Annotated in this window: 23 protein-coding genes; 15 read left to right on the forward strand and 8 right to left on the reverse strand. The window is 67.9% G+C overall.

Annotation, left to right across the window (positions count from 1 at the left end):
- The first annotated feature begins 13 nt into the window (after nucleotides 1-13).
- The gene (locus tag ACQHI0_RS26020; protein WP_427904415.1) at nucleotides 14-814 is read left to right on the forward strand and encodes a DUF6585 family protein; all 801 of its coding nucleotides are present in this window, start codon (nucleotides 14-16) and stop codon (nucleotides 812-814) included.
- A gap of 18 nt (nucleotides 815-832) precedes the next feature.
- Here the strand turns inward: ACQHI0_RS26020 and ACQHI0_RS26025 are convergent, their stop codons facing one another.
- The 3 genes from ACQHI0_RS26025 to ACQHI0_RS26035 form a co-directional block, all read right to left on the reverse strand.
- Nucleotides 833-1171 carry a hypothetical protein gene (locus tag ACQHI0_RS26025; protein WP_427904416.1) on the reverse strand — a complete coding sequence of 113 codons (339 nt, stop codon included), beginning with the start codon at nucleotides 1169-1171 and terminating at the stop codon, nucleotides 833-835.
- 80 nt (nucleotides 1172-1251) lie between these two features.
- A complete protein-coding gene (groL, locus tag ACQHI0_RS26030) occupies nucleotides 1252-2877 on the reverse strand; it encodes a chaperonin GroEL (protein ID WP_266294031.1) in 1626 nt (541 codons plus the stop codon).
- A gap of 250 nt (nucleotides 2878-3127) precedes the next feature.
- Nucleotides 3128-3862 (reverse strand): Clp protease N-terminal domain-containing protein, encoded by a 735-nt coding sequence (locus ACQHI0_RS26035; RefSeq protein WP_427904417.1) that lies wholly within the window; start codon nucleotides 3860-3862, stop codon nucleotides 3128-3130.
- A 72-nt stretch (nucleotides 3863-3934) separates the two neighbouring features.
- Here ACQHI0_RS26035 and ACQHI0_RS26040 point away from each other — a divergent pair, with 72 nt between their 5' ends.
- Nucleotides 3935-5176 carry a hypothetical protein gene (locus ACQHI0_RS26040; protein WP_427904418.1) on the forward strand — a complete coding sequence of 414 codons (1242 nt, stop codon included), beginning with the start codon at nucleotides 3935-3937 and terminating at the stop codon, nucleotides 5174-5176.
- A 94-nt stretch (nucleotides 5177-5270) separates the two neighbouring features.
- On the opposite strand, the gene ACQHI0_RS26045 is transcribed toward ACQHI0_RS26040, so the two are convergent.
- The 4 genes from ACQHI0_RS26045 to ACQHI0_RS26060 all read right to left on the reverse strand — a co-directional run bounded on the left by ACQHI0_RS26045 (nucleotide 5271) and on the right by ACQHI0_RS26060 (nucleotide 9078).
- Nucleotides 5271-6353 carry an NAD(P)/FAD-dependent oxidoreductase gene (locus tag ACQHI0_RS26045; protein WP_427904419.1) on the reverse strand — a complete coding sequence of 361 codons (1083 nt, stop codon included), beginning with the start codon at nucleotides 6351-6353 and terminating at the stop codon, nucleotides 5271-5273.
- Between the two features lie 140 nt (nucleotides 6354-6493).
- Complete coding sequence (locus ACQHI0_RS26050) at nucleotides 6494-7369, reverse strand: RNA polymerase sigma-70 factor (RefSeq protein WP_427904420.1); 876 nt, start codon at nucleotides 7367-7369, stop codon at nucleotides 6494-6496.
- 129 nt (nucleotides 7370-7498) lie between these two features.
- Nucleotides 7499-8368, reverse strand: a complete 870-nt coding sequence (locus tag ACQHI0_RS26055) for a CDP-alcohol phosphatidyltransferase family protein (protein ID WP_378916512.1) — start codon at nucleotides 8366-8368, stop codon at nucleotides 7499-7501.
- Entirely contained in the window at nucleotides 8365-9078 is a 714-nt protein-coding gene (locus tag ACQHI0_RS26060) for a phosphatidylserine decarboxylase (RefSeq protein ID WP_427904421.1), read from the reverse strand. Before ACQHI0_RS26060 ends, ACQHI0_RS26055 begins: the two co-directional genes overlap by 4 nt.
- 262 nt (nucleotides 9079-9340) lie before the next feature.
- On the opposite strand from ACQHI0_RS26060, the gene ACQHI0_RS26065 reads away from it, so the two are divergent.
- The 5 genes from ACQHI0_RS26065 to ACQHI0_RS26085 all read left to right on the forward strand — a co-directional run bounded on the left by ACQHI0_RS26065 (nucleotide 9341) and on the right by ACQHI0_RS26085 (nucleotide 14330).
- Nucleotides 9341-10369, forward strand: coding sequence for a beta-ketoacyl-ACP synthase III (locus tag ACQHI0_RS26065; RefSeq protein WP_427904422.1), 1029 nt, complete (start codon nucleotides 9341-9343; stop codon nucleotides 10367-10369).
- A gap of 190 nt (nucleotides 10370-10559) precedes the next feature.
- Nucleotides 10560-10745 (forward strand): hypothetical protein, encoded by a 186-nt coding sequence (locus ACQHI0_RS26070; protein WP_427904423.1) that lies wholly within the window; start codon nucleotides 10560-10562, stop codon nucleotides 10743-10745.
- Between the two features lie 33 nt (nucleotides 10746-10778).
- Nucleotides 10779-12446, forward strand: a complete 1668-nt coding sequence (locus ACQHI0_RS26075) for an FAD-dependent oxidoreductase (protein WP_427904424.1) — start codon at nucleotides 10779-10781, stop codon at nucleotides 12444-12446.
- Nucleotides 12447-12523: 77 nt separating this feature from the next.
- Entirely contained in the window at nucleotides 12524-13990 is a 1467-nt protein-coding gene (locus ACQHI0_RS26080) for an ATP-binding protein (protein ID WP_427904425.1), read from the forward strand.
- On the forward strand, nucleotides 13983-14330 hold the full coding sequence (locus ACQHI0_RS26085) for a UBP-type zinc finger domain-containing protein (RefSeq protein ID WP_427904426.1): 348 nt from the start codon (nucleotides 13983-13985) through the stop codon (nucleotides 14328-14330). The genes ACQHI0_RS26080 and ACQHI0_RS26085 overlap by 8 nt, the downstream gene beginning before the upstream one ends.
- Nucleotides 14331-14337: 7 nt before the next feature.
- Here the strand turns inward: ACQHI0_RS26085 and ACQHI0_RS26090 are convergent, their stop codons facing one another.
- Complete coding sequence (locus ACQHI0_RS26090; RefSeq protein ID WP_427904427.1) at nucleotides 14338-14793, reverse strand: hypothetical protein; 456 nt, start codon at nucleotides 14791-14793, stop codon at nucleotides 14338-14340.
- 77 nt (nucleotides 14794-14870) lie between these two features.
- Between ACQHI0_RS26090 and ACQHI0_RS26095 the strand changes: the two genes are divergently transcribed.
- From ACQHI0_RS26095 to mnhG, 8 genes are all read left to right on the forward strand, one after another.
- Nucleotides 14871-17096 (forward strand): AAA family ATPase, encoded by a 2226-nt coding sequence (locus ACQHI0_RS26095; protein WP_427904428.1) that lies wholly within the window; start codon nucleotides 14871-14873, stop codon nucleotides 17094-17096.
- A gap of 79 nt (nucleotides 17097-17175) precedes the next feature.
- On the forward strand, nucleotides 17176-18450 hold the full coding sequence (locus ACQHI0_RS26100; RefSeq protein ID WP_427904429.1) for a hypothetical protein: 1275 nt from the start codon (nucleotides 17176-17178) through the stop codon (nucleotides 18448-18450).
- Nucleotides 18451-18564: 114 nt separating this feature from the next.
- A complete protein-coding gene (locus ACQHI0_RS26105; protein ID WP_427904430.1) occupies nucleotides 18565-21354 on the forward strand; it encodes a Na+/H+ antiporter subunit A in 2790 nt (929 codons plus the stop codon).
- Complete coding sequence (locus tag ACQHI0_RS26110; RefSeq protein WP_427904431.1) at nucleotides 21351-21734, forward strand: Na(+)/H(+) antiporter subunit C; 384 nt, start codon at nucleotides 21351-21353, stop codon at nucleotides 21732-21734. The genes ACQHI0_RS26105 and ACQHI0_RS26110 overlap by 4 nt, the downstream gene beginning before the upstream one ends.
- Nucleotides 21731-23326, forward strand: coding sequence for a Na+/H+ antiporter subunit D (locus ACQHI0_RS26115; protein WP_427904432.1), 1596 nt, complete (start codon nucleotides 21731-21733; stop codon nucleotides 23324-23326). Before ACQHI0_RS26110 ends, ACQHI0_RS26115 begins: the two co-directional genes overlap by 4 nt.
- Nucleotides 23323-23868 carry a Na+/H+ antiporter subunit E gene (locus ACQHI0_RS26120; protein WP_427904433.1) on the forward strand — a complete coding sequence of 182 codons (546 nt, stop codon included), beginning with the start codon at nucleotides 23323-23325 and terminating at the stop codon, nucleotides 23866-23868. The genes ACQHI0_RS26115 and ACQHI0_RS26120 overlap by 4 nt, the downstream gene beginning before the upstream one ends.
- Nucleotides 23865-24125, forward strand: a complete 261-nt coding sequence (locus tag ACQHI0_RS26125) for a monovalent cation/H+ antiporter complex subunit F (protein WP_427904434.1) — start codon at nucleotides 23865-23867, stop codon at nucleotides 24123-24125. The genes ACQHI0_RS26120 and ACQHI0_RS26125 overlap by 4 nt, the downstream gene beginning before the upstream one ends.
- Nucleotides 24122-24424: a monovalent cation/H(+) antiporter subunit G gene (gene mnhG / locus ACQHI0_RS26130; protein WP_427904435.1), complete on the forward strand. Its 303-nt coding sequence runs from the start codon at nucleotides 24122-24124 to the stop codon at nucleotides 24422-24424. The genes ACQHI0_RS26125 and mnhG overlap by 4 nt, the downstream gene beginning before the upstream one ends.
- The last annotated feature ends 188 nt before the right edge of the window (nucleotides 24425-24612 follow it).

Below are 24612 nucleotides of genomic sequence, written 5' to 3' on the forward strand. Positions count from 1 at the left end.
CATGGAGGGACGAGTGATCACTCCGAACAGGCCGGAGGACGTAGCCGAAGGTAGGCACGCGGTGCCATTGACCCAACTGATACACCTGATGGCGGAGTATCAGCACCTCGGCGCGCACCGTGACACCTTTCTGGCCACTCCCGCCGACGACACCTTCGTACGCGGCTGCGGCATCGTCGCGGGCTGTATCGCCACCATCGGCGTGATCGTCGCCGCGGTCGGCGGATGGCAGGGCGGTGTGGCACTGCTCGTGATCGCGGCCGCGCCCGTCCTGCTCGCACTGCGCCGCGGCGTGATCAACCGGCAGAACCGCGCCGCCCGCATCGATCTGTTCGACCACGGCGTCACCGTCTACCGCTCGGGTCAGCGGGTGGCCGGATTCCGTTGGGACAGTACCGAAGTGCGTCAGCACGAGATCCCCTTCCACGACACCACCCCCGTCGCCTACCTGCTGGAACTGTCCGGCCCCGGCGGCGTGGAAGCGACCGTCGACGAAGAGGGCTTCGCCCGCGCCCGCGAATGGGCTCGCGCCATCCAATCCGCCGTCACCGCAACCCAACTCCCCGCCGCGGTAGCCGCCATCGACAACGGCGAAACAGTCCCCTTCGGCGACCTAGCCCTCTCCCTCGAGGCCCTCACCTTCCGTGGCGAGGCCCTCCCCTGGGAAGACATCCAGCTCATCGACGCCCGCAGCGGCCACATCCGCATCAAACTCTCCGGCGTCTGGATGTCACTGGCCCCCGTCAGCACCATCCCCAACTTCTACATCTTCAACGAGCTGGCGGAGCGCCTGCGGTTGACCCCGGTCGGCTGACCTCGCGCGCAGGTCGATCTATTCGCTCGGGTAGTCCTTCTTGGCCAAGTCACGTATGGCAGAACAACCTATCCACAACATCACCGCACCGATGATGACCCGCACCGAGTCAAGGACATTGTTGATCATCTTCACGTCCGCGTAGTTGGCGCCGGACTTCGACATCGCGCACGAGTTATCGCCTGGGGCCATGTCATAGCTGGTGAAATCCAGGACGAGGGGGCTCCAGTCGTGACAGGTGACCGTGCCGTCGGCCAGATCGAGCAGACCCGACAGAATCACCCAGCCGCAAATTATCCCCATCAGTACACAGAACAACCAGTACTTGCGGACCGTGTGGACGATCGCCACGTTCACTCCCCTATTTCATGCCGAAGGCCGGTCCACCGTGTGGTGGACCGGCCTTCGTGACTTGCGTAGAACTGCTGATCAGGAGATCAGAAGTCCATGCCGCCCATGCCGCCGGTGGGGTCGCCCGCGGGGGCGGACTTCTCCGGCTTGTCGGCGACAACGGCCTCGGTGGTGAGGAAGAGCGCGGCGATGGAGGCCGCGTTCTGCAGGGCCGAGCGGGTGACCTTGACCGGGTCGGCAACGCCGGCGGCCAGCAGGTTCTCGTAGACACCGGTGTCGGCGTTCAGGCCTTCGCCCTCGGGGAGGTTGGAGACCTTCTCGGCCACGACGCCGGGCTCGAGGCCCGCGTTGAAGGCGATCTGCTTGAGCGGAGCCGACAGCGCGACGCGCACGATGTTGACACCGGTCGCCTCGTCAGCGGTCAGACCGCTGAAGCCGTCGAGCGCGGGGGCGGCCTGCAGCAGCGCGACGCCACCACCGGCAACGATGCCCTCTTCGACGGCGGCCTTGGCGTTGCGCACGGCATCTTCGATGCGGTGCTTGCGCTCCTTGAGCTCGACCTCGGTAGCGGCACCGGCCTTGATCACCGCGACGCCGCCGGCCAGCTTGGCCAGACGTTCCTGCAGCTTCTCACGGTCGTAGTCCGAGTCAGAGGACTCGATCTCGGCGCGGATCTGCGCCACGCGGCCCTTGATGGCCTCCGCGTCGCCGGCACCCTCGACGATGGTGGTCTCGTCCTTGGTGATGACGACCTTGCGCGCGGTGCCGAGCAGCTCGATACCGGCGGTCTCCAGGGAAAGGCCGACCTCTTCGCTGATGACCTCGCCACCGGTGAGGATGGCGATATCGGCCAGCTGGGCCTTGCGACGGTCACCGAAGCCGGGCGCCTTGACGGCGACAGACTTGAAGGTGCCACGGATCTTGTTCACGACCAGGGTCGACAGGGCTTCGCCCTCGACGTCCTCGGCGATGATCAGCAGCGGCTTGCCGGCCTGGATGACCTTCTCCAGCAGCGGCAGCAGGTCCTTGACCGTCGAGATCTTGGACGAGACGAGCAGGATGTACGGATCCTCGAGGACCGCTTCCTGACGCTCGGGGTCGGTCACGAAGTAACCGGAGATGTAGCCCTTGTCGAAGCGCATGCCCTCGGTGAGCTCCAGCTGGAGCCCGAAGGTGTTGCTCTCCTCGACGGTGATGACACCTTCCTTGCCGACCTTGTCCATCGCCTCGGCGATGAGCTGGCCGATGGCCGGGTCGCCCGCGGAGATACCAGCGGTAGCAGCGATCTGCTCCTTGGTGTCGATCTCCTTGGCGGTGTCGAGCAGCTTGGCGGTGACGGCCTCGACGGCCTTCTCGATGCCACGCTTCAGGCCGAGCGGGTTCGCGCCGGCCGCGACGTTGCGCAGACCTTCACGCACGAGCGCCTGGGCGAGCACGGTGGCGGTGGTCGTACCGTCGCCCGCGACGTCGTCCGTCTTCTTGGCGACTTCCTTGACCAGCTCGGCGCCGATCTTCTCGTACGGGTCCTCGAGGTCGATCTCCTTGGCGATGGAAACACCATCGTTGGTGATCGTGGGGGCGCCCCACTTCTTCTCGAGCACGACGTTGCGACCCTTCGGGCCCAGCGTCACCTTGACAGCGTCGGCGAGGGCGTTCAGACCCCGCTCGAGACCGCGACGGGCCTCTTCGTCGTACGCAATTGTCTTGGCCATTGCGTTGAGATCCTCCACATGTCTATGGCTGACACACGAGACGACCACAGGTTGGATCGCCCCAAAGTACGCTGGCCAGGAGGTGCCCGCGACGGACGACCGAGGGTGTCGATGGAACCCGATCTCACCGTCCCGACCTGGCACTCAACAGTCACGAGTGCCAAGCCATTTTTAGCACTCGGGTGGCGAGAGTGCAAGGTCGCGCCCGGCGCGCAGGACATACCGGGCGCGACCGCCGCTCATGCCGGCTCTACACCGAGTCGTCCTGCACCGACGCCAGGAACTGATTCAGCAGCTCGACGAGCTCGGCCTCGACGACGGCCTTGTCAAGGCCCAGACCGCTGAGTACGCCCGTGCCGTTCTCCTGTTCCAGCAGAGCCAGCAGGATGTGCTCGGTACCGATGTAGTTGTGGCCGAGCCGCAGCGCCTCGCGAAAGGTGAGCTCGAGTACCTTTTTCGTGTCACCGTCGAACGGAATGAGGGCGGGCACCTCACCGTCGGCGGCGGGCAGCGAGGCGGTCGCGGCATCGCGCACCGCGTCCAGCGCGACACCCCGCGCGACGATCTCCTTGGCCGCCAGACCTTCCGGCTGGCCGATCAGTCCGAGAATCAGATGCCCGAGCGCGATCTGACCACTCCCCGAGGCGCGGGCGGCTTCCTGCGAACCGACGACGACCTGCCTGGCCCGGTCGGTGAACTTGGCGAAACCGGCCTGGGGGTCCATGGCGGCCGTGTCGCTCGGACCCTTCGGCACGAATCGTTTCTGCACGGCCTGCTTGCTGACGCCCATGCTGGCGCCGATGTCGGTCCAGGAGGCGCCGGAGCGGCGGGCCTGGTCGACGAAGTGTCCGATCAGGTGGTCGGCGGTCTCGCCGAGGTGATTGGCGGCGACCACCGCGTCGGAGAGTTGGTCGAGGACATTGTCGGGGCGGGCCTTCTTGATGCCGTCGATGAGGTCGTCGAGGCGAAAGTTCGGAGTGCTCATGCGTCAACCATAGGTTGACGATGCAAGATCGTCAACGATTGGTTGACGGCAAATTCCTGGCAGAGTGGCGCCATGGGGAGTATTCGGCGCTGGGCGCCGCGCGTGGTGGGGATCGTCGTGACGCTGGCGTGCCTGGTCGGCGCCGGACGACTGCTGTGGCCGCAACCGGGACTCGACGAACAGCCAGGGTCGACAGAGCGGCAATTGGCCTTCGTGCGGGAAGCGCTCGACGAGGGATCGGATACGGCTGCGCAAGAACTGTTTCCGGAGGGCTACGTCTTTTCGAACGTGCTCTACGGTCTCGCCTGGGTGCAGGCCGCGCACACCGATTCCGGGCTGCGCGCCGCGGCGCTCCGCGAATCACGGTGGGCGCTGGCACGATTGGAGTCCGACGAGGGCAAGGCGATTTTCAGCCCTGCGCTGCGGCCCACGTTCGGGGTGTTCTTCGCGGGTTGGACCAACTGGCTGCGCGCAGCGATCTTGTCGCTCGACGACACCGATACCGCGGAGGTGCGGCGGTTCGCCACGCACAGTTCGGAGATCGCGCAGGCGTTCGCGGCCGCGGAAACGCCCTTTCTCCAGGCCTATCCGGGCCAGGCGTGGCCGGTCGATTCCACCGTCGCCATCGCGTCGCTTCGCCTGCACGACAAGCTGTTCGGAGCGGACTACACGGCGGTGATCGATCGCTGGCTGGAGCAGGCGAAATCCCGCCTCGACCCCGCCACCGGGCTACTTCCGCACCAGGTTGCACCGTCGGACGGATCGCTGATGACCGGCGCAAGAGCGACCTCGCAGACCGCCATCCACCGGTTCCTCCCCGAGATCGATCCGGCGTTCGCGACGAGTCAGTACTCGCGCTACCGCGACCAGTTCCTCGCCTATCCAGGCGGTTTCGGCCCTGCCCTGCGCGAGTACCCGAAGGGTGTCGACGGGAGTGGCGATGTCGACTCGGGTCCGCTGGTCGCCGGTATCAGCCTTTCGGCCACGGTTGTCGCCCAAGGCGCCGCCCGCGTGCACGGTGATCGCGATCTGGCGTCCGCAATCGGCGCGGAAGGCGAACTGCTCGGGCTGCCGGTCAGCCTGCCCGGCTCCAAGCGGTACGCCTTCGGACTCCTGCCGATCGGGGACGCGTTCGTGGTGTGGTCGTCGACGGCGCGACCGCTGACCGAGCCGACGACGGTGCTCGAGCAGGATCTGCGCTGGTGGTGGCGGCTGCCGTGGCTCGGCATGCTCATCCTGATCGCGATCGCACCCTGGGTGTGGACGTTGGTCGGCCTCGCTCGACCCCGGCGGCGTGAAACCGTCACCGGATGACGCCGACCCGGCGTAATCGTGCAAAACGCGGTCCGCCAGTCGGTATGCCGATTCCGCGAGACCCGATCGCACGATGACGCCGGGTCCGATCGGCCTATCGCAGCCCCACCGTGAAGGCAGTGCCGCGCACGATCAGTTCTTTCACGACCGCACCGACACGACCGGTCAGCACCGTGTTCGTCGGGGTGTCGTCGGCCTTGACAACCTGGAAGACCGCATCCCGACGGCCGAGGCTGATGCACTGTGCCACGTAGCGGCCGTTCATCGGCTCGGGTTCGCGACCGCGTGCCCTGGCCGCGATCGCGCCGACCACGTATTGCCCGGCGGGAATGGCTGTCGCGCAAGCCATCCGCAGCGCCCGGCCGTCCACGCCCACCATCAACGCGGCGTCGCCGATGGCATAGACATCGGGGTGCGACACCGAGCGCAAGGTGTCATCGGTGCGGATACGGCCGTCGGCGGCGACCTCGAGGCCCGCCCGACGAGCCAGATCGGGGACGGTGAAACCGGTGGCCCAGACGGTGGTCGCAGCGGGCACCAGCGTGCCGTCGGCGAGCCGGACAGCATCGGGCAGAACCTCGACAACCTTGACGCCGGAACGGATTTCGACGCCGAGCCGGGTGAGCGCGGCGCGGATCAACTGGTGCGCGCGCGGCGAGAGCCAGGCACCGGGATCTTCGGAGCCGAGCAGGCTGATCCGCGAATCCGGATGTGACTCAGCGAGTTCGGTGGCCAGCTCGATGCCGGTTGGGCCCGATCCGACGATGACGATCTGACCCGAAAGCTCCGTCGTATCCTCGGCGGTGGCGACGAACTTCGCGTGCTCGGCCGCACCGGGCACGGCGCGGCGGTCGGCCTGGCTACCGAGCGCGTAGACGAGGGTGTCGTAGTGCAGCGTCCACTCACCGTCGACGGCGACGAGCTTGCGGTCCGGATCCAGGTCGGTGACCCGCGCCTGGATGAACTCGATGCCCTTGCGCCCCAGCGACTTCTGCAGGTCGAGGCGCTTGACCGACTGGCCTGCGGCGGCCTGGTGCAGACGCACCCGCTGCACGAATTCGGCGCGGGCGTCCACGACGGTGATCTGGGTGTCGCGAGTCTTCTTCGCGAGGGCGCGGGCCGCGGTGAGTCCCGCGTACCCGGCGCCGAGGACAACGATCCGATGCTGACCGGTCATGGTGTGGCTCCTTCTCTCGAAATGCCTACACACACCAGACCGATCAGCCCCCGAGTTCCTGACAGGTTCTAGAAGTGATCTGGATCACACCACTCCGCACGGCCGAGCCAGGTGCCTGACCGGGCGAATCGGCGCGGCTCTCACGCCGTCACGGCGGTCAACTTGACCGGGTTCACGACCGTGCGAACTGCCGCGATCGCACCCGCCTCGTCGAAGTCGAAGACCAGCACGCCGGTCGTGACCTCGTCCTGGACGAGGATCAGACCCACGTCACCGTTGATCTCGGCGAACTCGAACCGCGAGGTGGGAGTGAGGAAGCGGCGCAGCTTGGACAGGTAGCGCGCGACCACGTCGCCGCCGACCACCGGGACCTTGGCCGCGACCACCCGGCCGCCACCGTCGGCCACCGACACCACGTCATCGGCGAGCAGTTCGCGCAGTCCGTCCACATCGCCGGTCGACGCCGCCTGCAGAAACTTCTCGATCATCGTGCGCGCGTGCTCGGCCGACACCACGAAGCGCTGTTTGCCGGTCCGCACCCGCTGCCCGGCCCGATGGAAGATCTGCTGGGTGTTGGCCACGGTGAGCTCGAGCATCTCCGCGATCTCGGCATGCGAGTAACCGAATGCCTCACGCAGCACGAACACCGCGCGCTCGATCGGGCTGAGCCGTTCCATCGCGGTGAGCACGGCCAGCGACACCGACTCACGTTCCTCGACGGTCCCCAGCGGACCGAGCGCACCACCCCCGGTCGGCACCGGCTCCGGCAGCCACTGCCCGACATAGGTCTCACGCCTTGCCCGTGCCGAAACAAGCTGTGTACGACACAGATTCACGGTGACGGTCGTCAACCACGCCTCGGAATTAGCGATCTCCCCACGATCGGCGAGCGCCCACCGCAGATAGACCTCCTGGACGGCGTCCTCGGCCTCACTCGCCGCCCCGAACATGCGGTATGCGAGCGAGAACAGCCGCGGCCGATGCTCCAGAAACTCGGCGACGCCGTCGGATTCCACCCTGTACCCCTTCGCGCAGCTTCAGTGCCATAGACGGTACCGCCGCGGCCCCGACCATTTGCCGTGATGTGGGCGCCGTCTCGCGAGGCAGCGGCCGGGTCGGCAAGAACCGGTCAGCTCGGCGAGGGCCTAGTCGTCGTTGCGCGGACGACGCAACCGCAGCCGCGCGGAACCACGGATCGCCGGTCGACGAATAGCGGGCATCCGCCGCTGCGCCCGCCGCTGCGCCCGCCGCTCAGCCGGCTTGTGCTGCCAGGTCTCCGGCCGCGCGGCCACCCAGCGCGCCGACCGCCAGGCGAACGGAATGTGCGCCAGGTACAACGCCACCAAGATCAGCAGCAGCACGATCGGATAGGTCACCAGCAGCGCGGCGGCCAGCGCGGTCAGCACCAGCAGACCCGCCGCGGCCTGCGGTGCCACCGACACCGACTTCATCGCCAGCGTCGGGATGGTGCTCACACACAGCAGCGCGGCGAAGACCGTCCACGCGGCGACGAAGGCGAAACCGTCCCACCAGCCGTCGCCGAACTGCACCTTCAACGCGATCGGCACCAGCGCGATCAACGCACCGGCGGGCGCTGGCACGCCGACGAAGTATTCGCGCGCCCAGTTCGGGCGGGAATCGTCATCGAGCAGGGTGTTGAAGCGCGCCAGGCGCAGGACCAGGCTCACCGCGAACAACAGCGCCACGATCCAGCCCGCGCTGTAGCCGTCGAGCAGGGTCACGTAGATGACCAGCGCGGGCGCGACACCGAAGGAGATCGCGTCCGACAGCGAATCGAGTTCGGCGCCCATCTTGGAGGTGGCGTCGAGCATGCGCGCGAGCCTGCCGTCGAGGGTGTCGAGCACGGCGGCCGCGCCGACCATCGCCAAGGAGATACCGAGCTCGCCGTCGAGTCCGAACTTCACCGCCGACAGGCCCGCACACAGCGCGAGGATCGTGACGACGCTCGGCAGCAGCCGTACCGAGCGGGGACGCTTACGAGCCTGTTCGATCATCCCAGCACAGCCAGGACGGTTTCGGCCCCGATCGTGCGCTGCCCGGGGGCAACCAGTAGTTCGGTGCCGACCGGGAAGTACGTATCGACACGGGATCCGAACCGGATCAGGCCGTAGGTGTCACCGATGGTGAGCAGGTCGCCGACGCGGGCATCGCAGACGATGCGCCGGGCCAGCAGCCCGGCGATCTGCACCACGACGACCTGCTTACCGTCGGCGGTGTCGATGACCATGCTGTTGCGCTCGTTGGCGTCGGAGGCCTCCGGCAGATCGGCCGAGAGGAATTTGCCGGGCTGATGCAGCACCTCGCGCACGGTTCCGGACACCGGAACGCGCTGCACGTGCACATCGAGCACCGACAGGAAGATGCTGACGCGCGGCAACGGCTGATCGCCGAGCCCGAGCTCGGCGGGCGGCACCGCGGTGTCGACCAATGCCACTTCACCGTCGGCGGGCGCGACCACGATGCCCGCCCGGTTCGGCGGCACGCGGTGCGGATGCCGGAAGAAGGCGGCGCAGGCGGCGGCCGAGGCCAAACCGGCCCGGCGCACCCATTTATTGCGTCCGCCGATGACCGCCACCGCCAACGGCACCGCGACGAACGGCAGTCCGGCGGGATGTAGCGGGGGTACAGCGGCCCGCACCAAGTCGACGACATGTCCGACGCCGGTGGTATCGGGCGTGCCGGGCGGGGTGGGGCGGCGTGCCACGGGCTCCCTCTTTCGTGTGATGACTACGAGCGATCACACCTTACGGGAATCCCGGGGCAAGCACCCGTGGCCGTTGGCCGCCCGCCCTCTTGTGACAATCGGCACTCGGATCGCGGCCGGGCGCGCTAATATGAGGATGCCTCATGTCTCAGCGTTCACATGCTGTCTACGCGCGGGTCACGGGCGATGAGGGACAGATTTCGATGCTTCGGGTACACCCAGCGGTGCTGCCGCAGGTTGACAGGTACATAGGAGACACACAATGGCTGCTCGAATCGCCCAGACGACGGGTGCTGAGCACACCGCGATCCTCGGATTGGGTGTCTACCGCCCCGTCCGGGTGGTCACCAACGACGAGGTCGCAGGGCCGATCGACTCCAGCGACGAGTGGATCCGCACCCGCTCGGGCATCAACACCAGACGCTTCGCCTCGGCCGAGGAAACCATCCAGTTCATGAGCGTCGCCGCCGCGCGCGACGCGATCGCCGCCGCGGGCGTGCAGGTGGATCAGATCGACTGCGTCATCGTGGCGACGTCGACGAACCTGGTCCTCACCCCGTCCGTCGGTCCGCGCATCGCCACCGAGCTCGGCATGACCGGCTCGGCCGCCTTCGACATCTCGGCGGGCTGCGCGGGGTTCTGTCACGCCGTGGGGATGGCATCGGACCTGGTCCGCGCGGGCACCTCGAACCACGTGCTGGTGGTCGGCGTCGAGAAGCTCACCGAGACCATCGATTTCACCGACCGTTCGACGGCGTTCCTCTTCGCCGACGGCGCGGGCGCGGTAGTCGTCGGCCCGTCGGCCGAGCAGGGCATCGGCCCGACCGTCTGGGGTTCGGACGGTACCCAGCACCACGCCATCCGCCAGTCCAAGGACTGGGCGGAGTTCTTCGCCGAGATCGAGGAGAAGGGCACCGACGCGGTGCGCCCCTACCTCACGATGGAGGGCACCGCGGTGTTCCGCTGGGCCGCGCACTCGCTGGAGAAGGTCTGCCGCGACGCGATCGACCGCGCCGGCCTGACCACCGACGACCTCGACGCGATGATCCCGCACCAGGCCAACGGCCGGATCATCGAGATCATGGCCAGGGTGCTCGAGCTGCCGGAACACTGCGCGCTCGCCAACGACATCGAGGATTCCGGCAACACCTCGGCAGCATCGGTGCCGCTCGCCATGGAGGCGCTGCTGCGCAAGGGCGAATCGAAGCCGGGTGACACCGCGCTGCTGATCGCCTTCGGCGCCGGACTGTCCTACGCGGCACAGGTTGTCACCATGCCCGCCTGGAAATAGCCGCTCAGCAAATCTCACAAAACCGGGGTGGCCTGCGACGGAGCAGGCCGCCGAACGGTTGGCTCGCCGTGTCCACCTTGTCCCGCTTGCACCAACTCGGACATGCTGGCAAACTTCTCGCTACCGACGTTTGCTGATCTACGCAGCTCAGCCTCCAGCGTTCCCGTCGTCAAACCCGAGGTGATCGGCCGTGAAACTGCGCTCACTCCTGCCACGCAGGCACATCAACGAGGTCCCGCTCCTACCGAGCATCGGACCCGACGGCTCGCTCCCGAGTGTGTTCGTGCCGCGGGGGACTCGACTCAAACGCGAGGAACGCCTCGAACGCCTGCTCACTCCCAGTGAGCTCGACCTGGTCCTGCACCACCAGCTCTGACGGCTACCGCACAGCAGGGGGATACTCGATCGGGTGAGCACTCCCTCGGTAACCAAACCGGCCATTTTGAGCGTTGACGACGATCCCGGCGTTTCCCGCGCGGTCGTGCGCGATCTGCGCCGCCGCTACGGCGCCGACTACCGGATTCTGCGGGCCGAATCGGGGCAGCAGGCGCTGGAGGCGCTGCGGGAGATGAAGCTGCGCGGCCAGCCGGTGGCGGTACTGATCGCCGACTACCGGATGCCCGGCATGGACGGGATCGAATTCCTCGAGCAGGCGATGGATCTGCACCCCTACGCGCGGCGGGTACTGCTCACCGCCTACGCCGATACCGACGCGGCGATCGACGCGATCAATGTCATCGATCTCGATCACTATCTACTCAAGCCGTGGGACCCGCCGGAGGAGAAGCTGTACCCGGTGATCGACGGGTTGCTCGAGGTGTGGCGCAGTGCCGAGCAGCGGCCGGTGTACGAGACCAAGGTGGTCGGCGACCGGTGGTCGCCGCGGTCTTCGCAGGTGCGAGAGTTCTTGGCGCGCAATCAGTTGCCGTATCGGTGGTATCCGGTCGACGAGCCGGAGGGGACCCGGTTGCTGGAGGCGGCGGGGGCCGATCCGCTGACCTGTCCGGTGGTGATCACGGCCGGTGGTACGGCGCTGATTCAGCCGACCGACAGCGAGCTGGCCGAAAATGTCGGGCTCACGGTCGAACCGAGTGGGGATTTCTACGATCTGATCGTGGTCGGTGGCGGGCCTGCCGGGCTCGGTGCGGCGGTTTACGGCGCGTCGGAGGGGTTGCGCACCGTGTTGGTGGAGCGCACTGCCACCGGCGGGCAGGCGGGGCAGAGTTCGCGGATCGAGAACTATCTCGGATTCCCGGATGGGGTGTCGGGGTCGCAGCTGGCGGATCGGGCGCGCAGGCAGGCGGCGAAGTTCGGTGCGGAGATCATCACTACACGCGATGTGGTCGCGCTAGAGGTCAACGGTTCGGCGCGCACGGTGCGGTTCGCCGATGGCGGAAAGCTGTGCGCGCATACGGTTCTGATCGCCACGGGGGTAGACTATCGACGTCATCCGGCCACGGGTGTGGACGAATTCACCGGGCGCGGTGTGTATTACGGGTCGGCGATGACCGAGGCGGCCGAGTGCGCCGAGCAGGAGGTCTATATCGTCGGCGGGGCTAATTCCGCCGGTCAGGCCGCGGTGTTCTTGTCGCGCAACGCTCGTCGCGTGCATCTGGTGGTTCGGGGCGACTCGCTGGAGCGGTCGATGTCGCACTATCTCGTTCAGCAGATCGCGGGGATCCCGAACATCGTCGTGCACACCGAGACCGAGGTGGTCGGCGTCGACGGCGACACTCACCTGGAACGGATCATCCTGCGCGACAACAGCTCCGGCACCGAGGACAAAGTCGACGCCCAACGACTGTTCCTGTTCATCGGCGCCGCGCCGCAGACCGGCTGGCTCGACGGCGTCGTCACCCGCGACGCCGCCGGATACGTGCTGGCCGGACCGGACCTGATGATCGACGGCGCCCGGCCACCCGGCTGGGAACTACCGCGACCACCGCAACACCTGGAGACCAGCGTCCCCGGCGTGTTCGTCGCGGGCGATGTACACGCCGAGTCCGCCAAGCGGGTCGCCTCGGCGGTCGGCGAGGGCGCGATGGCGGTCATGCTCGTCCACCGGTACCTGGCATGAGAGGTCAGCGGCCGGAGGCGGTAGCGGAGCGTACTCACGCAGGCCGCCCGATCATGCCCAGACAGACCGCCTAGGAGGTGAGTTCCTTGATCTGCGATCCCGAAGAACTGCGCACGCTGTTCCTGTTCGAGAAGCTCGACGAATCCCAGCTCGCCGAGCTGTGTGTCATCGGGCGCATCGAGTACGTCGACCCGGGCCCGGTGTACCGCGAGGGCGATCCCGCCACCTGCTTCTACGTGCTGATCGACGGCGAGGTGCGGCTGACAAAACTGTCCGGCGGAGTGGAGATCGAGACCAACCGCACCGACCATCGCGGGGTATACGCGGGCGCCTGGATGGCCTATCTCGGCGACCGCGCGAAGCAGGACTACAACGGCTCGATGTACGTGCTGCGCCGCTCCCGGTTCCTGGTCATGGACGCGGGCGATTTCGCCAGGATCATGCACGAGTGGTTCCCGATGGCCGTGCACCTGCTCGAGGGCGCGTTCTTCGGTGGGCAGAAGTCGAGCCAGCGGATCGCCGAACGGGAACGGTTGCTCGCCCTCGGTTCGCTGTCTGCCGGACTCACCCACGAGCTCAACAACCCCGCCGCCGCCGCGGTGCGCGCCACCTCCGGTCTGCGCGAACGCGTCGCCGGGATGCGGCACAAGCTGAAGATGATGGCCGAAGGCAAGTTCCCCGCCGACGCGCTGGTCAAGCTCGTCGAGATGCAGGAACAGGCCGCCGACCAGGTCGCCAAGGCACCCGACCTCAGCCCGTTGGAAGCGGCCGATCGCGAGGACGCGCTGGCCGACTGGTTCGAAGAGCGCGGCGTCGCCGACGGCTGGAATCTGGCACCTACCTTCGTGCAGGCGGGCCTGGACACCGACTGGCTCGAGGGCGTGCACGCGACCCTGGAAGCCTGCAAGGCGCCGGTGTTCGAGGGTGCCGTGCGCTGGCTGAACTACACCATCGAGACCGAGTTGCTGATGAACGAGATCTTCGACTCGACCACCCGCATCTCCACCCTCGTCGGCGCGGCCAAACAGTATTCGCAGATGGACCGCGCGCCGTATCAGGTCGTCGACCTGCACGAGCTGCTCGATTCCACGCTGGTGATGCTCAACCGCAAACTCGGTGACGGCGTCGACGTGGTGAAGGACTACGACCGCAGCCTGCCGCCGATTCCCTGCTTCGCCGCCGAACTCAACCAGGTGTGGACCAACCTGATCGACAACGCCGTCTACGCGATGGGCGGCGAGGGCACCTTGACGATCCGCACCTTCAAGGAAAACGACTGCGCCGCAATCGAAATCGGAGACACCGGGCCCGGCATTCCCGACGGGACGCGCAGCCGCATCTTCGAACCGTTCTTCACCACCAAACCGGTCGGCGACGGCACCGGCCTCGGCCTCGACATCTCGTTCCGGATCGTGACGAACAAGCACAACGGTGACATCCGGGTCGAATCAGAGCCGGGCAACACGCGGTTCATCGTCCGCCTGCCGTTACACCCGGCGGCGGAGGATGGGGGCACACCTACTACAGGAGGTCAGGATGGCTGAAGCCGGAATCGATCCGAGCGTGCCGCCGAGTGGCGCCGGTTGTGTCGAGTGCGACGCGAGCGACGGCTGGTGGGTACACCTGCGCCGGTGCGCCGAATGCGGTCACATCGGCTGCTGCGACAGCTCCCCCAGCAAGCACGCGACGAAACATTTCGAGGCCACCGCGCACCCGTTCATGCAGAGCTACGAACCGGGCGAGGACTGGTTCTACAACTTCGCCAGCGGCGAGATGTACAGCGACGGTCCCGAGCTCGCCGCGCCGACCAGCCACCCGGCCGACCAGACCGTCCCCGGCCCGGCCGCCCGGGTACCCGCGAACTGGCAATCACTGCTCGGCTGAGCGGACCCTACGGCTTCATCCCGCCGGCATCGGCGACCGGCTTGTCGCCGTTGCTCGGCACGAGGCAGACCAGTTTCGCCGTGCTGAGCGCCACGTTGGGGCTGCCCTCGAACGGTCCGCCGGGATGGGCCGCGAGGATCTGCTCGATCGCCTTCTTCTCGCCGTCGGCGTCCAGTGTCTTGAACTGCGCGCAGGTGATATCGGCGGACGTGGGCGTCGAGGTGGAGGCGGCGGCTGTGGTGGTGGCGGGCGCGCTCGTGCTGGAGGTCGGCGTGCCCTTGCGCAGCCCGCTCGCATCGGCGGCGTCGTCGGACCCGCACCCGACCACAGTCAGGATCAGTGCCCCGGCGGCCAGAACGGCGAGGGAGATTCGGTTCATCTGCTGCTTTCCCCGGTAGATCGCGGCGCCGGCACCTCCGGCGCGTCCGGTGCAGCGTACCGACTGGCGGCGATTGTTCGTCATGTCAGCCAGAATGGGCTTCTGACCTTGCGGTCTGCCTATCGATTCCTGATCGCGCGCAGAAGCGGCAGAATGGGGCGGTGGCTGAACTTTCGCTCACCGCCCGGCTCAACCCCTCCGCCGCCGATGCCCGCCGCGGGGTGGTGCGCCTGCACCCCGAGACGCTCACCGCGCTCGGTCTGCGCGAATGGGACGGCATCGCGCTGATCGGCGCGCGCCGGACCGCCGCGGTGGTGGCGAAGGCGCCCGCGGACAGTCCGCCGGGGGTGGCCCTGCTCGATGACGTGACGCTGTCGAATGTGGGGTTGCGGGAGAACGCGGCGGTGACCGTCGCCCCGGTGACGGTCTTCGGCGCCAAGCAGATCTCGCTGAGCGGCTCGGCGCACGCGATGGCCAGTATTCCGGCGGTCACCCTGCGCCAGGCGCTGCTCGGCAAAGTGGTGACCGTGGGTGACACGGTGTCGCTGCTGCCGCGCGATCTCGGACCCGACATCAGTTCCTCGGCGGCCACCCAGGCGCTCTCGCGCGCCTTCGGTATCGCCTGGACCACCGAACTGCTCACCGTCACGGCCATCGAGCCGATGCCGGGACCGGTGAGCGTGCAACCGAATTCGGCCGCCGGTTGGGGCGCGGGCGCGGCCGCGATCCTGCACGCGGTGGCCCGCGACGCGCCGCAAACTTCGTCAGGACAGGTTTCCGGGTCGGATCAGACCGAATCTGTCGCCGTGCACGTGAGTTCGGGAAACGTACCGATCCAGGTCGAGGACCTGGCCGGAGTGCAGAGCCAGGCGGGCAAGCTGGCCGAATGGCTGAGTCTGGCGCTCAACGAACCCGAGTTGCTCAAAACACTCGGCGCACCAGCGCACCTGGGTGTGCTCATCACCGGTCCGGCCGGGGTCGGCAAAGCAACTTTCGCGAAAGCTGTTGCCGCACCGCGCCGGATCGTCGAACTCGACGGTCCGAGCGTCGGCGCGACCGAGAGCGGCACCCGGCTGCGTGAGGTCGCCGAGGCGGTCGCCGATGTCGCCACCGGACAGGGCGGCGTGCTGCTGATCACCGATATCGACGCCCTGCTGCCCGCCGAGGCCGAACCGGTCGCCACCCTCATCCTCGACCAGCTGCGGGCCGCGGTGCGCGCGCCGTGTGTCGCCCTGCTGGCCACCACCGCCCACCCCACCCAGGTGGATTCGCGTCTGCGGGCACCGGACCTGTGCGACCGCGAGCTGGCCTTGCCGCTGCCGACGGCCGCGATTCGCCGGGCACTACTGGAACAGCTACTGCGCAAGGTACCCGCGGGCAAGCTCGATCTCGATGTGGTCGCCTCGCGCACACCAGGTTTCGTTGTCGCCGACCTGACCGCGCTGTGCCGGGAAGCGGCCGTGCGCGCGGCGGGCCGGGCCAGCCGCGAACACACCGAACCCGAGCTCGCCCAGGACGACCTGATCGGCGCACTCGAGGTGATCCGGCCCCTGTCCCGTTCGGGGACAGAGGAATTGGCGATCGGCTCGCTCGACCTCGACGACGTCGGCGACATGGTCGAGACCAAACAGGCACTCACCGAAACGGTGCTGTGGCCGCTGCGCCACCCCGACTCGTTCGCCCGCCTCGGCATCGAACCGCCCCGCGGCGTCCTGCTCTACGGCCCACCCGGCTGCGGCAAGACCTTCCTCGTCCGAGCACTGGCAGGCACCGGCCAGCTCAGCGTGCATGCGGTGAAAGGCGCTGAGCTGATGGACAAGTGGGTCGGCTCCTCCGAACGCGCGGTACGCGAACTCTTCCAGCGGGCTCGCGATTCGGCGCCGTCGCTGATCTTCCTCGACGAGGTCGACGCCCTCGCCCCGCGCCGCGGCCAGAGCAGCGACTCCGGGGTGTCGGACCGGGTGGTCGCCGCGCTGCTCACCGAGCTCGACGGAGTCGAACCGCTGCGCGACGTGGTGGTGGTCGGCGCGACCAACCGCCCCGAATTGATCGACCCCGCGCTGTTGCGACCGGGCCGCCTCGATCGCCTGGTCTTCGTCCCGCCGCCGGACGGCCCCGCCCGGCTCGAGATCCTGCGCACCGCGGGCCGCTCGGTACCGCTCGCCGATGACGTCGATCTAGCCGCCCTGGCCGAGGATCTCGACGGCTACTCGGCCGCCGACTGCGCCGCCCTGCTCCGCGAGGCCGCGCTCTCGGCCCTGCGCCGCGATATGGCCGCCGCCGACGTCACCGCCGGGGACGTGGCAGGAGCCCGCGCCACCGTGCGCCCCTCCCTCGATCCCGCGCAGGTCGAATCGCTGCGCCGCTACGCCGAGAGCAGGGCGTGATCGCCGCCGGAACTCGCCGCCTTTCGATCCGGTCACGACATCCCAGGTGGGAGGGGTAGTCGCCGGTATCGTCGGGACGGTGCCCAAGATCGGTGATGGTCTTGACGTGGTCACGGCGTTCGCCGGGGCCGCGGCCGCGGGGATGTCGCTGTTCCTGCCGTTCAGCTACGGTGACGGGTCGTCGATGGATTCGCCGTATCGTGTCACCAGCCTGATCAACAGTGTGCCGCGCGCGGCGGCACTCGGTCTCATCGTCGCTGTCGTCGTCGCCGTGCTGGCCAGGCCGATCAACCGGCCGGGGCTGATCTGGCTCACCGCGACGGGCGGGGCGACGGCCTTGGCGATCAACTACTACATCGGCGAGGCGATGACCTCCGCGGATGTTCTCACCACCCAGAACTACATCGACTCCCTGTTCGGCGGCGTGCTGTTCGGCGCGCTGTGCGTCTGCGCGTGGCGAACACGCTGGTCCGCGGTCGGTTTCGGCCTCGGGATCCTCGTCGTGTTCGTCTATGGCGAAGTCGTCGCGGTGTTCACCTCGAACGCCTCCGCGACGGCGGACAAGGCCGTGCACACCCCGTTCTGGCTGGTCGGCGCCGCGGTCGTGCTGCTGGCGGTGAACACCCTGCGCCACCAGCACGGCATCATGCTGCCCGCCATCCCGCGCATGGCCGCGGATCTGCCGATCTCCCCGATCATCGCCACCACTGTGCTGTCGCTGTCGCTGTTGATCGCCACCGAATGGCTCGGCCGCGAATTCGACGGACGACGCAGCAATTTCTGGCAGATCGTTATCGCCGTGATCGTCACGCTCATCGCGGCACTCGTGGCCGCGCTGCTGCTGCCCGGCCGCGACGGCACCGGCGTGCTGCTCGCCGTGAGCTTGGCCGCGGCAGCCGATTCACTCGGTGACGCATCGACGCTCGGCTGGCATCTCGTTGTCGTTCTCGTCGTCGGCGTGATCGCCATCCTGGCCGGTCTGCGCTGGGCGACGCCGTGGGGCGTGCTGCTCGGTGTCGCCGCGATCTGCGCGTTCGCCGCGTTCGCCGAACATCTTCCGTTGTCGTTCGCGTGGTCGGCCGGGGTGGTGTTGCTGTCCGGTGTGGCCGGTTACGCCATCGGCTCGACCCGGGTCACCTACCTGCCGAGCGCGATGCTCGGGCTCGGCGCGCTGTTCCTGCCGTCGATCCTGTGGTCGATCCCCACCGAGCAGCGGCACTGGCCGACCGGCAGCGCCGCGGTCGCGGAGCGGGTGCCGGGTCAGGTCGCGCTGGCCATCACTCTCGGGTCCGCGGCCGGACTCGCGGTGCTGTTCCAACTCCGGCCCGCCACGTCCCGAACAGCACAGCCATAGCCGCACCGCGCGCGACATGGCCGACGCGACAACCTCGGTGCCGCCGAACATCGCGCTCGCGCCCGTAGGATCGGGGCGCGCTACTCGACCGCTACCTACCCGACGGAGGGGGAGTTGTTAGCCGTTCTGCTCGTTCACGCACTGGCCGCCCTCCTGGCCCCGCTGTGTGTACGAGTGCTGGGCCGCAACGCTTTCTATCTGCTGGCGCTGGTCCCGCTCGGCAGCCTCGGCTGGGTGTTCGCGCACTGGGGCGACACCGTGCGCACGCAAGTGCGATGGGCGCCGCAGATTTCGATGGACATCGATCTGCGGTTCGATTCCCTCGCCGCGGTGATGTGCACGCTGGTGCTCGGCGTCGGCGCGTTGATCCTGGCCTACTGCGGCCGCTACTTCGAGCGTGACGAGGCCAGGCTCGGGGTGTTCGCGGCCGAGCTGACCGGGTTCACCGGTGCCATGTTCGGGCTCGTCACCAGCGATAACATGCTGCTGCTCTACGTGTTCTGGGAAATCACGACGGTGCTGTCGTTCCTGCTCGTCGGTCACTACGCCGAGCGTTCGGTCAGTCGCAGGGCCGCGATCCAGGCGCTGCTGGTGACGGGCGCGGGCGGGCTGGCGATGCTGGTCGGAATCGTGATTCTCGGGCTGCGTTACGAGAGTTTCCTGCTCTCGGATGTCCTCGCGGCGAGTTCGGTCCCGACTGGGACCGCGGTATCGGTCGGGGTCGGCCTGGTACTACTCGGGGCGATCAGCAAATCCGCGATCGTGCCGCTGCACTTCTGGTTGCCCGGTGCGATGGCGGCGCCCACGCCGGTGAGTGCCTACCTGCATGCCGCCGCGATGGTGAAAGCCGGTGTCTACCTGGTGGCCCGGCTGGCGCCCGCACTCGCGCAGACGCCCCCGTGGCATCTCATGCTGCTGCCGCTCGGTATCGCCACGATGCTGCTCGCGGGGTGGCGGGCGATCCAGGTGCACGATCTGAAGCTGGTGCTGGCGTTCGGGACCGTCAGCCAGTTGGGTCTGATGATCACCATGGTGGGCATCGGCACGCCCGACGCGGCGCTGGCCGGGCTGTGCCTGCTGGTGGCGCACGGGCTGTTCAAGGCGTGTCTGTTCATGGTGGTCGGCATCATCGATCACGGCGCGGGTACCAGGGATCTGCGCCGGTTGTCCGGGCTCGGTCAGCGTGCGCCGGTGCTGTGCGCGATCGCGGTACTCGCGACGCTGAGCATGGCCGGACTGCCGCCACTGCTCGGGTTCGTCGGCAAGGAATCCGCGCTCGGCGCGCTGTGGTCGGCCGAGGTGCTGAGCACGCCGGTGCGGTTCGCCCTGCTGGCGGGGGTCACGGTCGGTTCGGCGTTCACCGTCGCCTACAGCATCCGATTCGTCTGGGGCGCTTTCGGAATCACCGCGAACCCCGAGCGCGCGGTCACCTGGCACGCACCCGGCCCCTTGCTGCTCGGCCCGCCCGCGGTGCTCGCGGTGGCCGGTCTGGCCGGCGGTCTGACCACCCCGGCCGTCGATCGCTGGCTGAGCCCCTACGCCGAGACACTGCCCGGCGTTCTCGACACCCATCTCGCCCTCTGGCACAGCTTCACCGGGCCGCTCGCGCTGACGGTGGTCATCGTCGCGGCCGGTGTCGCGCTGTTCCTGATCCGCGGCCGGATCGGCGAACCCGCGCACCCACGTCTCGGCAACGCCGACCGCAACTACGACGCGGCCCTGCGCGCGATGGATCGACTGTCGTTGCGTATCACCGGAACTGTGCAGTCCGGCTCGCTGCCCGCCAGCCAGGCCACCATCCTCTGCACGCTGATCGTGTTGCCCGCGATCCTGCTCGCGGTCGGCACCCGCACGGGAGTGCGGCTGCGACTGTGGGATTCGCCGTTGCAGGCCGCGATCGGCGCGATCATGATCGCGATGGCGTTGGCCGCCACCGTGTTGCGCAACAGGTTGGCCAGCGTGCTCGTCGTCGGGGTGACGGGCTACGGCTGCGGTGTGATCTTCGCGCTGCACGGTGCCCCCGACCTGGCGCTGACCCAATTCCTTGTCGAGACACTGACTTTGGTCGTGTTCGTGCTCGTCCTGCGCGCGTTTCCCGCGGAGATCGCCGAAAGCCAGGGCACGGCCTTCAAATTCCGCCGGGCCCTGCTGGCCACCGCGGTCGGCATCACCGTCCCCGTCATCGCCGCGTTCGCCGTCGCCGCCCGGCACGGCAACCCGATCTGGCACGCCATCCCGGACGCGGCCTACCGGATCGGTGGCGGCAAGAACGCGGTCAATGTCCTGCTGGTCGACATCCGCGCCTGGGACACCCTCGGCGAGATCTCGGTGCTCGTCGTCGCCGCGACCGGCGTCGCGTCGCTGGTTTTCCGCAGCCGCCGCTTCGGCAGCGCACCCCGCGCCGTCGATTCACCGAACTACGACCCCGACGCGGTGAGCTGGCTGCCCGCCGCCCGCCTCCTCGACCGGCGCGACCGCTCGATGGTCCTGCAGATCACCACCCGCCTGGTCTTTCCGACCATCATGGTGCTGTCGGTGTACTTCTTCTTCTCCGGCCACAACGCACCCGGCGGTGGCTTCGCGGGTGGCCTCGTCGCGGGGTTGGCGCTGACCCTGCGCTACTTGGCGGGCGGCCGCTACGAACTGGGCGAAGCACTCCCGGTCGACGCCGGGCACCTGCTCGGCGCCGGCCTCACCCTCGCCGCGGGCACCGCGACTGCTTCACTCCTGTTCGGCGCGCCCCCGCTGTCCTCCGCGATCATCGAGGTGACGCTGCCGCTGCTCGGCCACATCAAACTGGTCACCGCCCTCTTCTTCGACCTCGGCGTCTATCTGGTGATCGTGGGGCTGGTGCTGGACGTGCTGCGCAGCCTCGGCGCCCGCCTGGACAAGGAATTGTTATGAGCGCCAACCTGATTCTGCTGATCACCATCGGCGTGCTCACCGCGTGCGGCGTCTACCTGCTGCTCGAGCGGGTGGTGTCGAAGATGCTGCTCGGGATGATCCTGCTCGGCAACGCGGTGAATCTGCTGATCCTCACCATGGGCGGCGCGGACGGCGAACCACCGATCCTCGGCAGCCCCGACACCTCCCCCGACGGCATGGCCGACCCGCTCGCGCAGGCCATGGTGCTCACCGCGATCGTGATCACCATGGGGGTGGCCGCTTTCGTCCTCGCGCTGGCCTATCGCGCCTACATGCTGACCACCACCGAAGACGTGAGCAAGGACCCCGAGGACGCCCAGGTCGCCGCGGGCCGCGAACGGGAGGATCCCGAACAGTGACCCTGTCCCCGGATCTGCTCCCCGCCGTCGCCGCGCTGCCGGTGCTGGTTCCGCTGCTCGCCGCCGCGGCCACGCTGGTGTTCGGCCGGCGCCCGCGCCTGCAGGCGATGATCACGCTGACCGCGCTGTCGACGGTGCTGGTGATCAGCGGGCTGCTGCTGTACCTCGCCGACCGCGACGGCACCACCGCCGTGCAGGTGGGCGGCTGGCCGACCCCCATCGGCATCACCCTCGTCGTCGACCGGCTCAGCGCCGCCATGCTGCTGGTCTCGGCCTTCGTGCTGCTCGTGGTGTCGATTTACGGTGCGGGACAGAATATTTCCGACGGCGACGAACTCCAGCCGACCTCGATCTACCGCCCCACCTACCTGATCCTGACCGCGGGCGTCTCGACCGCGTTCCTGGCCGGTGACCTGTTCAACCTGTTCGTCGGCTTCGAAATCCTGCTCGTCGCCTCGTTCGTGCTGCTCACCGTGGGCGCCACCGAGGAACGGATCCGCACCGGCATCGCCTATGTGATGGTGTCGATGGTGTCGTCGCTGATCTTCCTGATCGGCATCGCCCTCACCTACGCGGCAACGGGCACCCTGAACCTCGCGCAGCTCGCCGGGCGCCTGGAAGCGACACCCAGCGGCGTGCGTACCGCCTGCTACGCGGTGCTGCTGGTGGCGTTCGGGATCAAGGCGGCGGTGTTCCCGCTGTCGAGCTGGCTGCCCGACTCCTACCCCACCGCGCCCGCACCGGTGACCGCGGTGTTCGCGGGCCTGCTCACCAAAGTCGGTGTGTACGCGATCATCCGCACGCACACGCTCTGGTTCCCCGACGGCGCGTTCGACGACATCCTGCTGGTCTGCGGCCTGGCGACGATGATCGTCGGCATCCTTGGCGCGATCGCGCAGAACGATATCCGGCGACTGCTCTCGTTCACGCTGGTCAGCCACATCGGTTACATGGTGTTCGGCATCGGCCTCGCCACCACCGCCGGGCTGACCGGCGCGGTGTTCTACGTGGCCCACCACATTCTGGTGCAGACCGCACTGTTTCTCGCTGTCGGATTGATCGAACGGCAGGCCGGGTCGGTGTCGTTGCGCCGGATCGGCGGGCTGGCGACCGCGAGTCCGCTACTGGGCGTGTTGTTCCTGGTCCCCGCTTTGAATCTCGGTGGCATTCCACCCTTTTCGGGTTTCATCGGCAAGGTCGCACTACTGGAGGCCGGCGCCGCCGAGGGCAGCGTGCTGGCCTGGGTGCTGGTCGGTGGTTCGGTGGTCACGAGCCTGCTCACGCTGTACGCGGTGGCGCGAGTGTGGAGCAAGGCGTTCTGGCGACCGCGCGAAGAGGCACCCGAAGGCCATCTCACCGCGGCGAATCTGCCGACGCTGGTAGAGGATTCGACCGATGTGAACTACGAGGACCGCACCGATCCCGGCCGGATGCCCGTGCTGATGGTGCTGGCCACCATCGGGCTGGTCAGCGCCGGACTCGCGCTCACCGTGTTCGCCGGGCCGATCCTCGGCATCGCCGAACGCGCCGCCGCCGACCTCGACGACCCGTCGGTCTACATCGACTCGGTACTCGGACCGGAGCAGCGATGAGCCGACTGGTCACCCGCGACAATGTTCTTCGGCTCAGCGTGCTGATCTGGCTCACGGCCGTGTGGGTCGCGCTCTGGGGCGATCTGAGCGTGGCCAACACCCTCGCCGGCGTGGTGGTCGCGCTGATCGTGGTCTTCGCGCTGCCACTGCCGCTGGTCCCGGTGGCCGGGCGCTTCCATCCGCTGTCGTTTCTCGAATTGATCGCCGCGAGTATCTATTACGCGCTCGAATCGAGTCTGCAGGTGGCCTGGTTCGCCCTCCGGCCCAGCGGCCCGCCGGTCTCGGGCGTGCTGCGCGTGCACCTGGGCATCCAGTCCGATCTGGTGCTGGTGATGTGCGCCGACCTGCTCAACCTGATCCCCGGCACCATGGTCCTCGAACTCGACCGCGCCCGCTGCGTGGTCTATGTGCACGTGCTCGATGTGGGCAGCGACGGATCGGTCGTGAAGTTCTACCGCACCACCCGGCGCCTGGAACGCCTGATGATCAACGCCTTCGAACGCCCCAGCGAACGGCGCCGGCCCACGGAGGTACAACCATGACCGTTGTCGCCGTCATCGCCGCTGTGCTGCTCACAGCCGCCGCGGTGATCACCAGCTACCGCGTCCTCGCAGGCCCGAGCACTCTCGATCGCGTCGTCGGCATCGATTCGCTGATGGCCATCGCCGCGTCCGGGCTCGCGGTGTGGGCCGCCTACAGCAACGACACCACGGTGATCCCGGCGATCGTGGCGCTCGCGCTGGTCGGTTTCCTCGGCTCGGCCGCGGTCACCCGATTCCGGGTCAGTGATGACCGGTGAGCGTCTGGGAATGGGTGTCGGCGATCCTGATCCTGACCGGCTGCGCACTCGCGTTCACGGCATCGATCGGCATCGTCCGTTTCCCCGACACTCTCACCCGCATGCACGCGGCCACCAAACCACAGGTGGTCGGCCTCATGCTGGTCCTCGTCGGCACCGGCATCGACATCCGCGACGACATCAATGTCTGGATGCTCGTCCTCACCGGCCTGTTCACGATCATCACGGCCCCCGTCATCGCCCACCTCATCGGCCGCACCGCCTACCGCGAACAACGCCACCGTGATGGACTGTTCTGAGAACGCATCGGCATTCTGCCGCTATCGCGGCTGGATTCGGCGTCGGAGTTCGGAAGCGATTGCGTCTGCGTCGGCAGGCAAAATCACTGTGTCAGTACCGGTCTCGTTGACAGTGATCAGGTAACGGCCAGACGCACGATTACCAGGAGCGATGTCGACCCAGCTGATGTAGGTCGGTTCGGTCGACC

It is taken from the genome of Nocardia sp. FBN12 (assembly GCF_050320175.1).
Taxonomy (GTDB): domain Bacteria; phylum Actinomycetota; class Actinomycetes; order Mycobacteriales; family Mycobacteriaceae; genus Nocardia.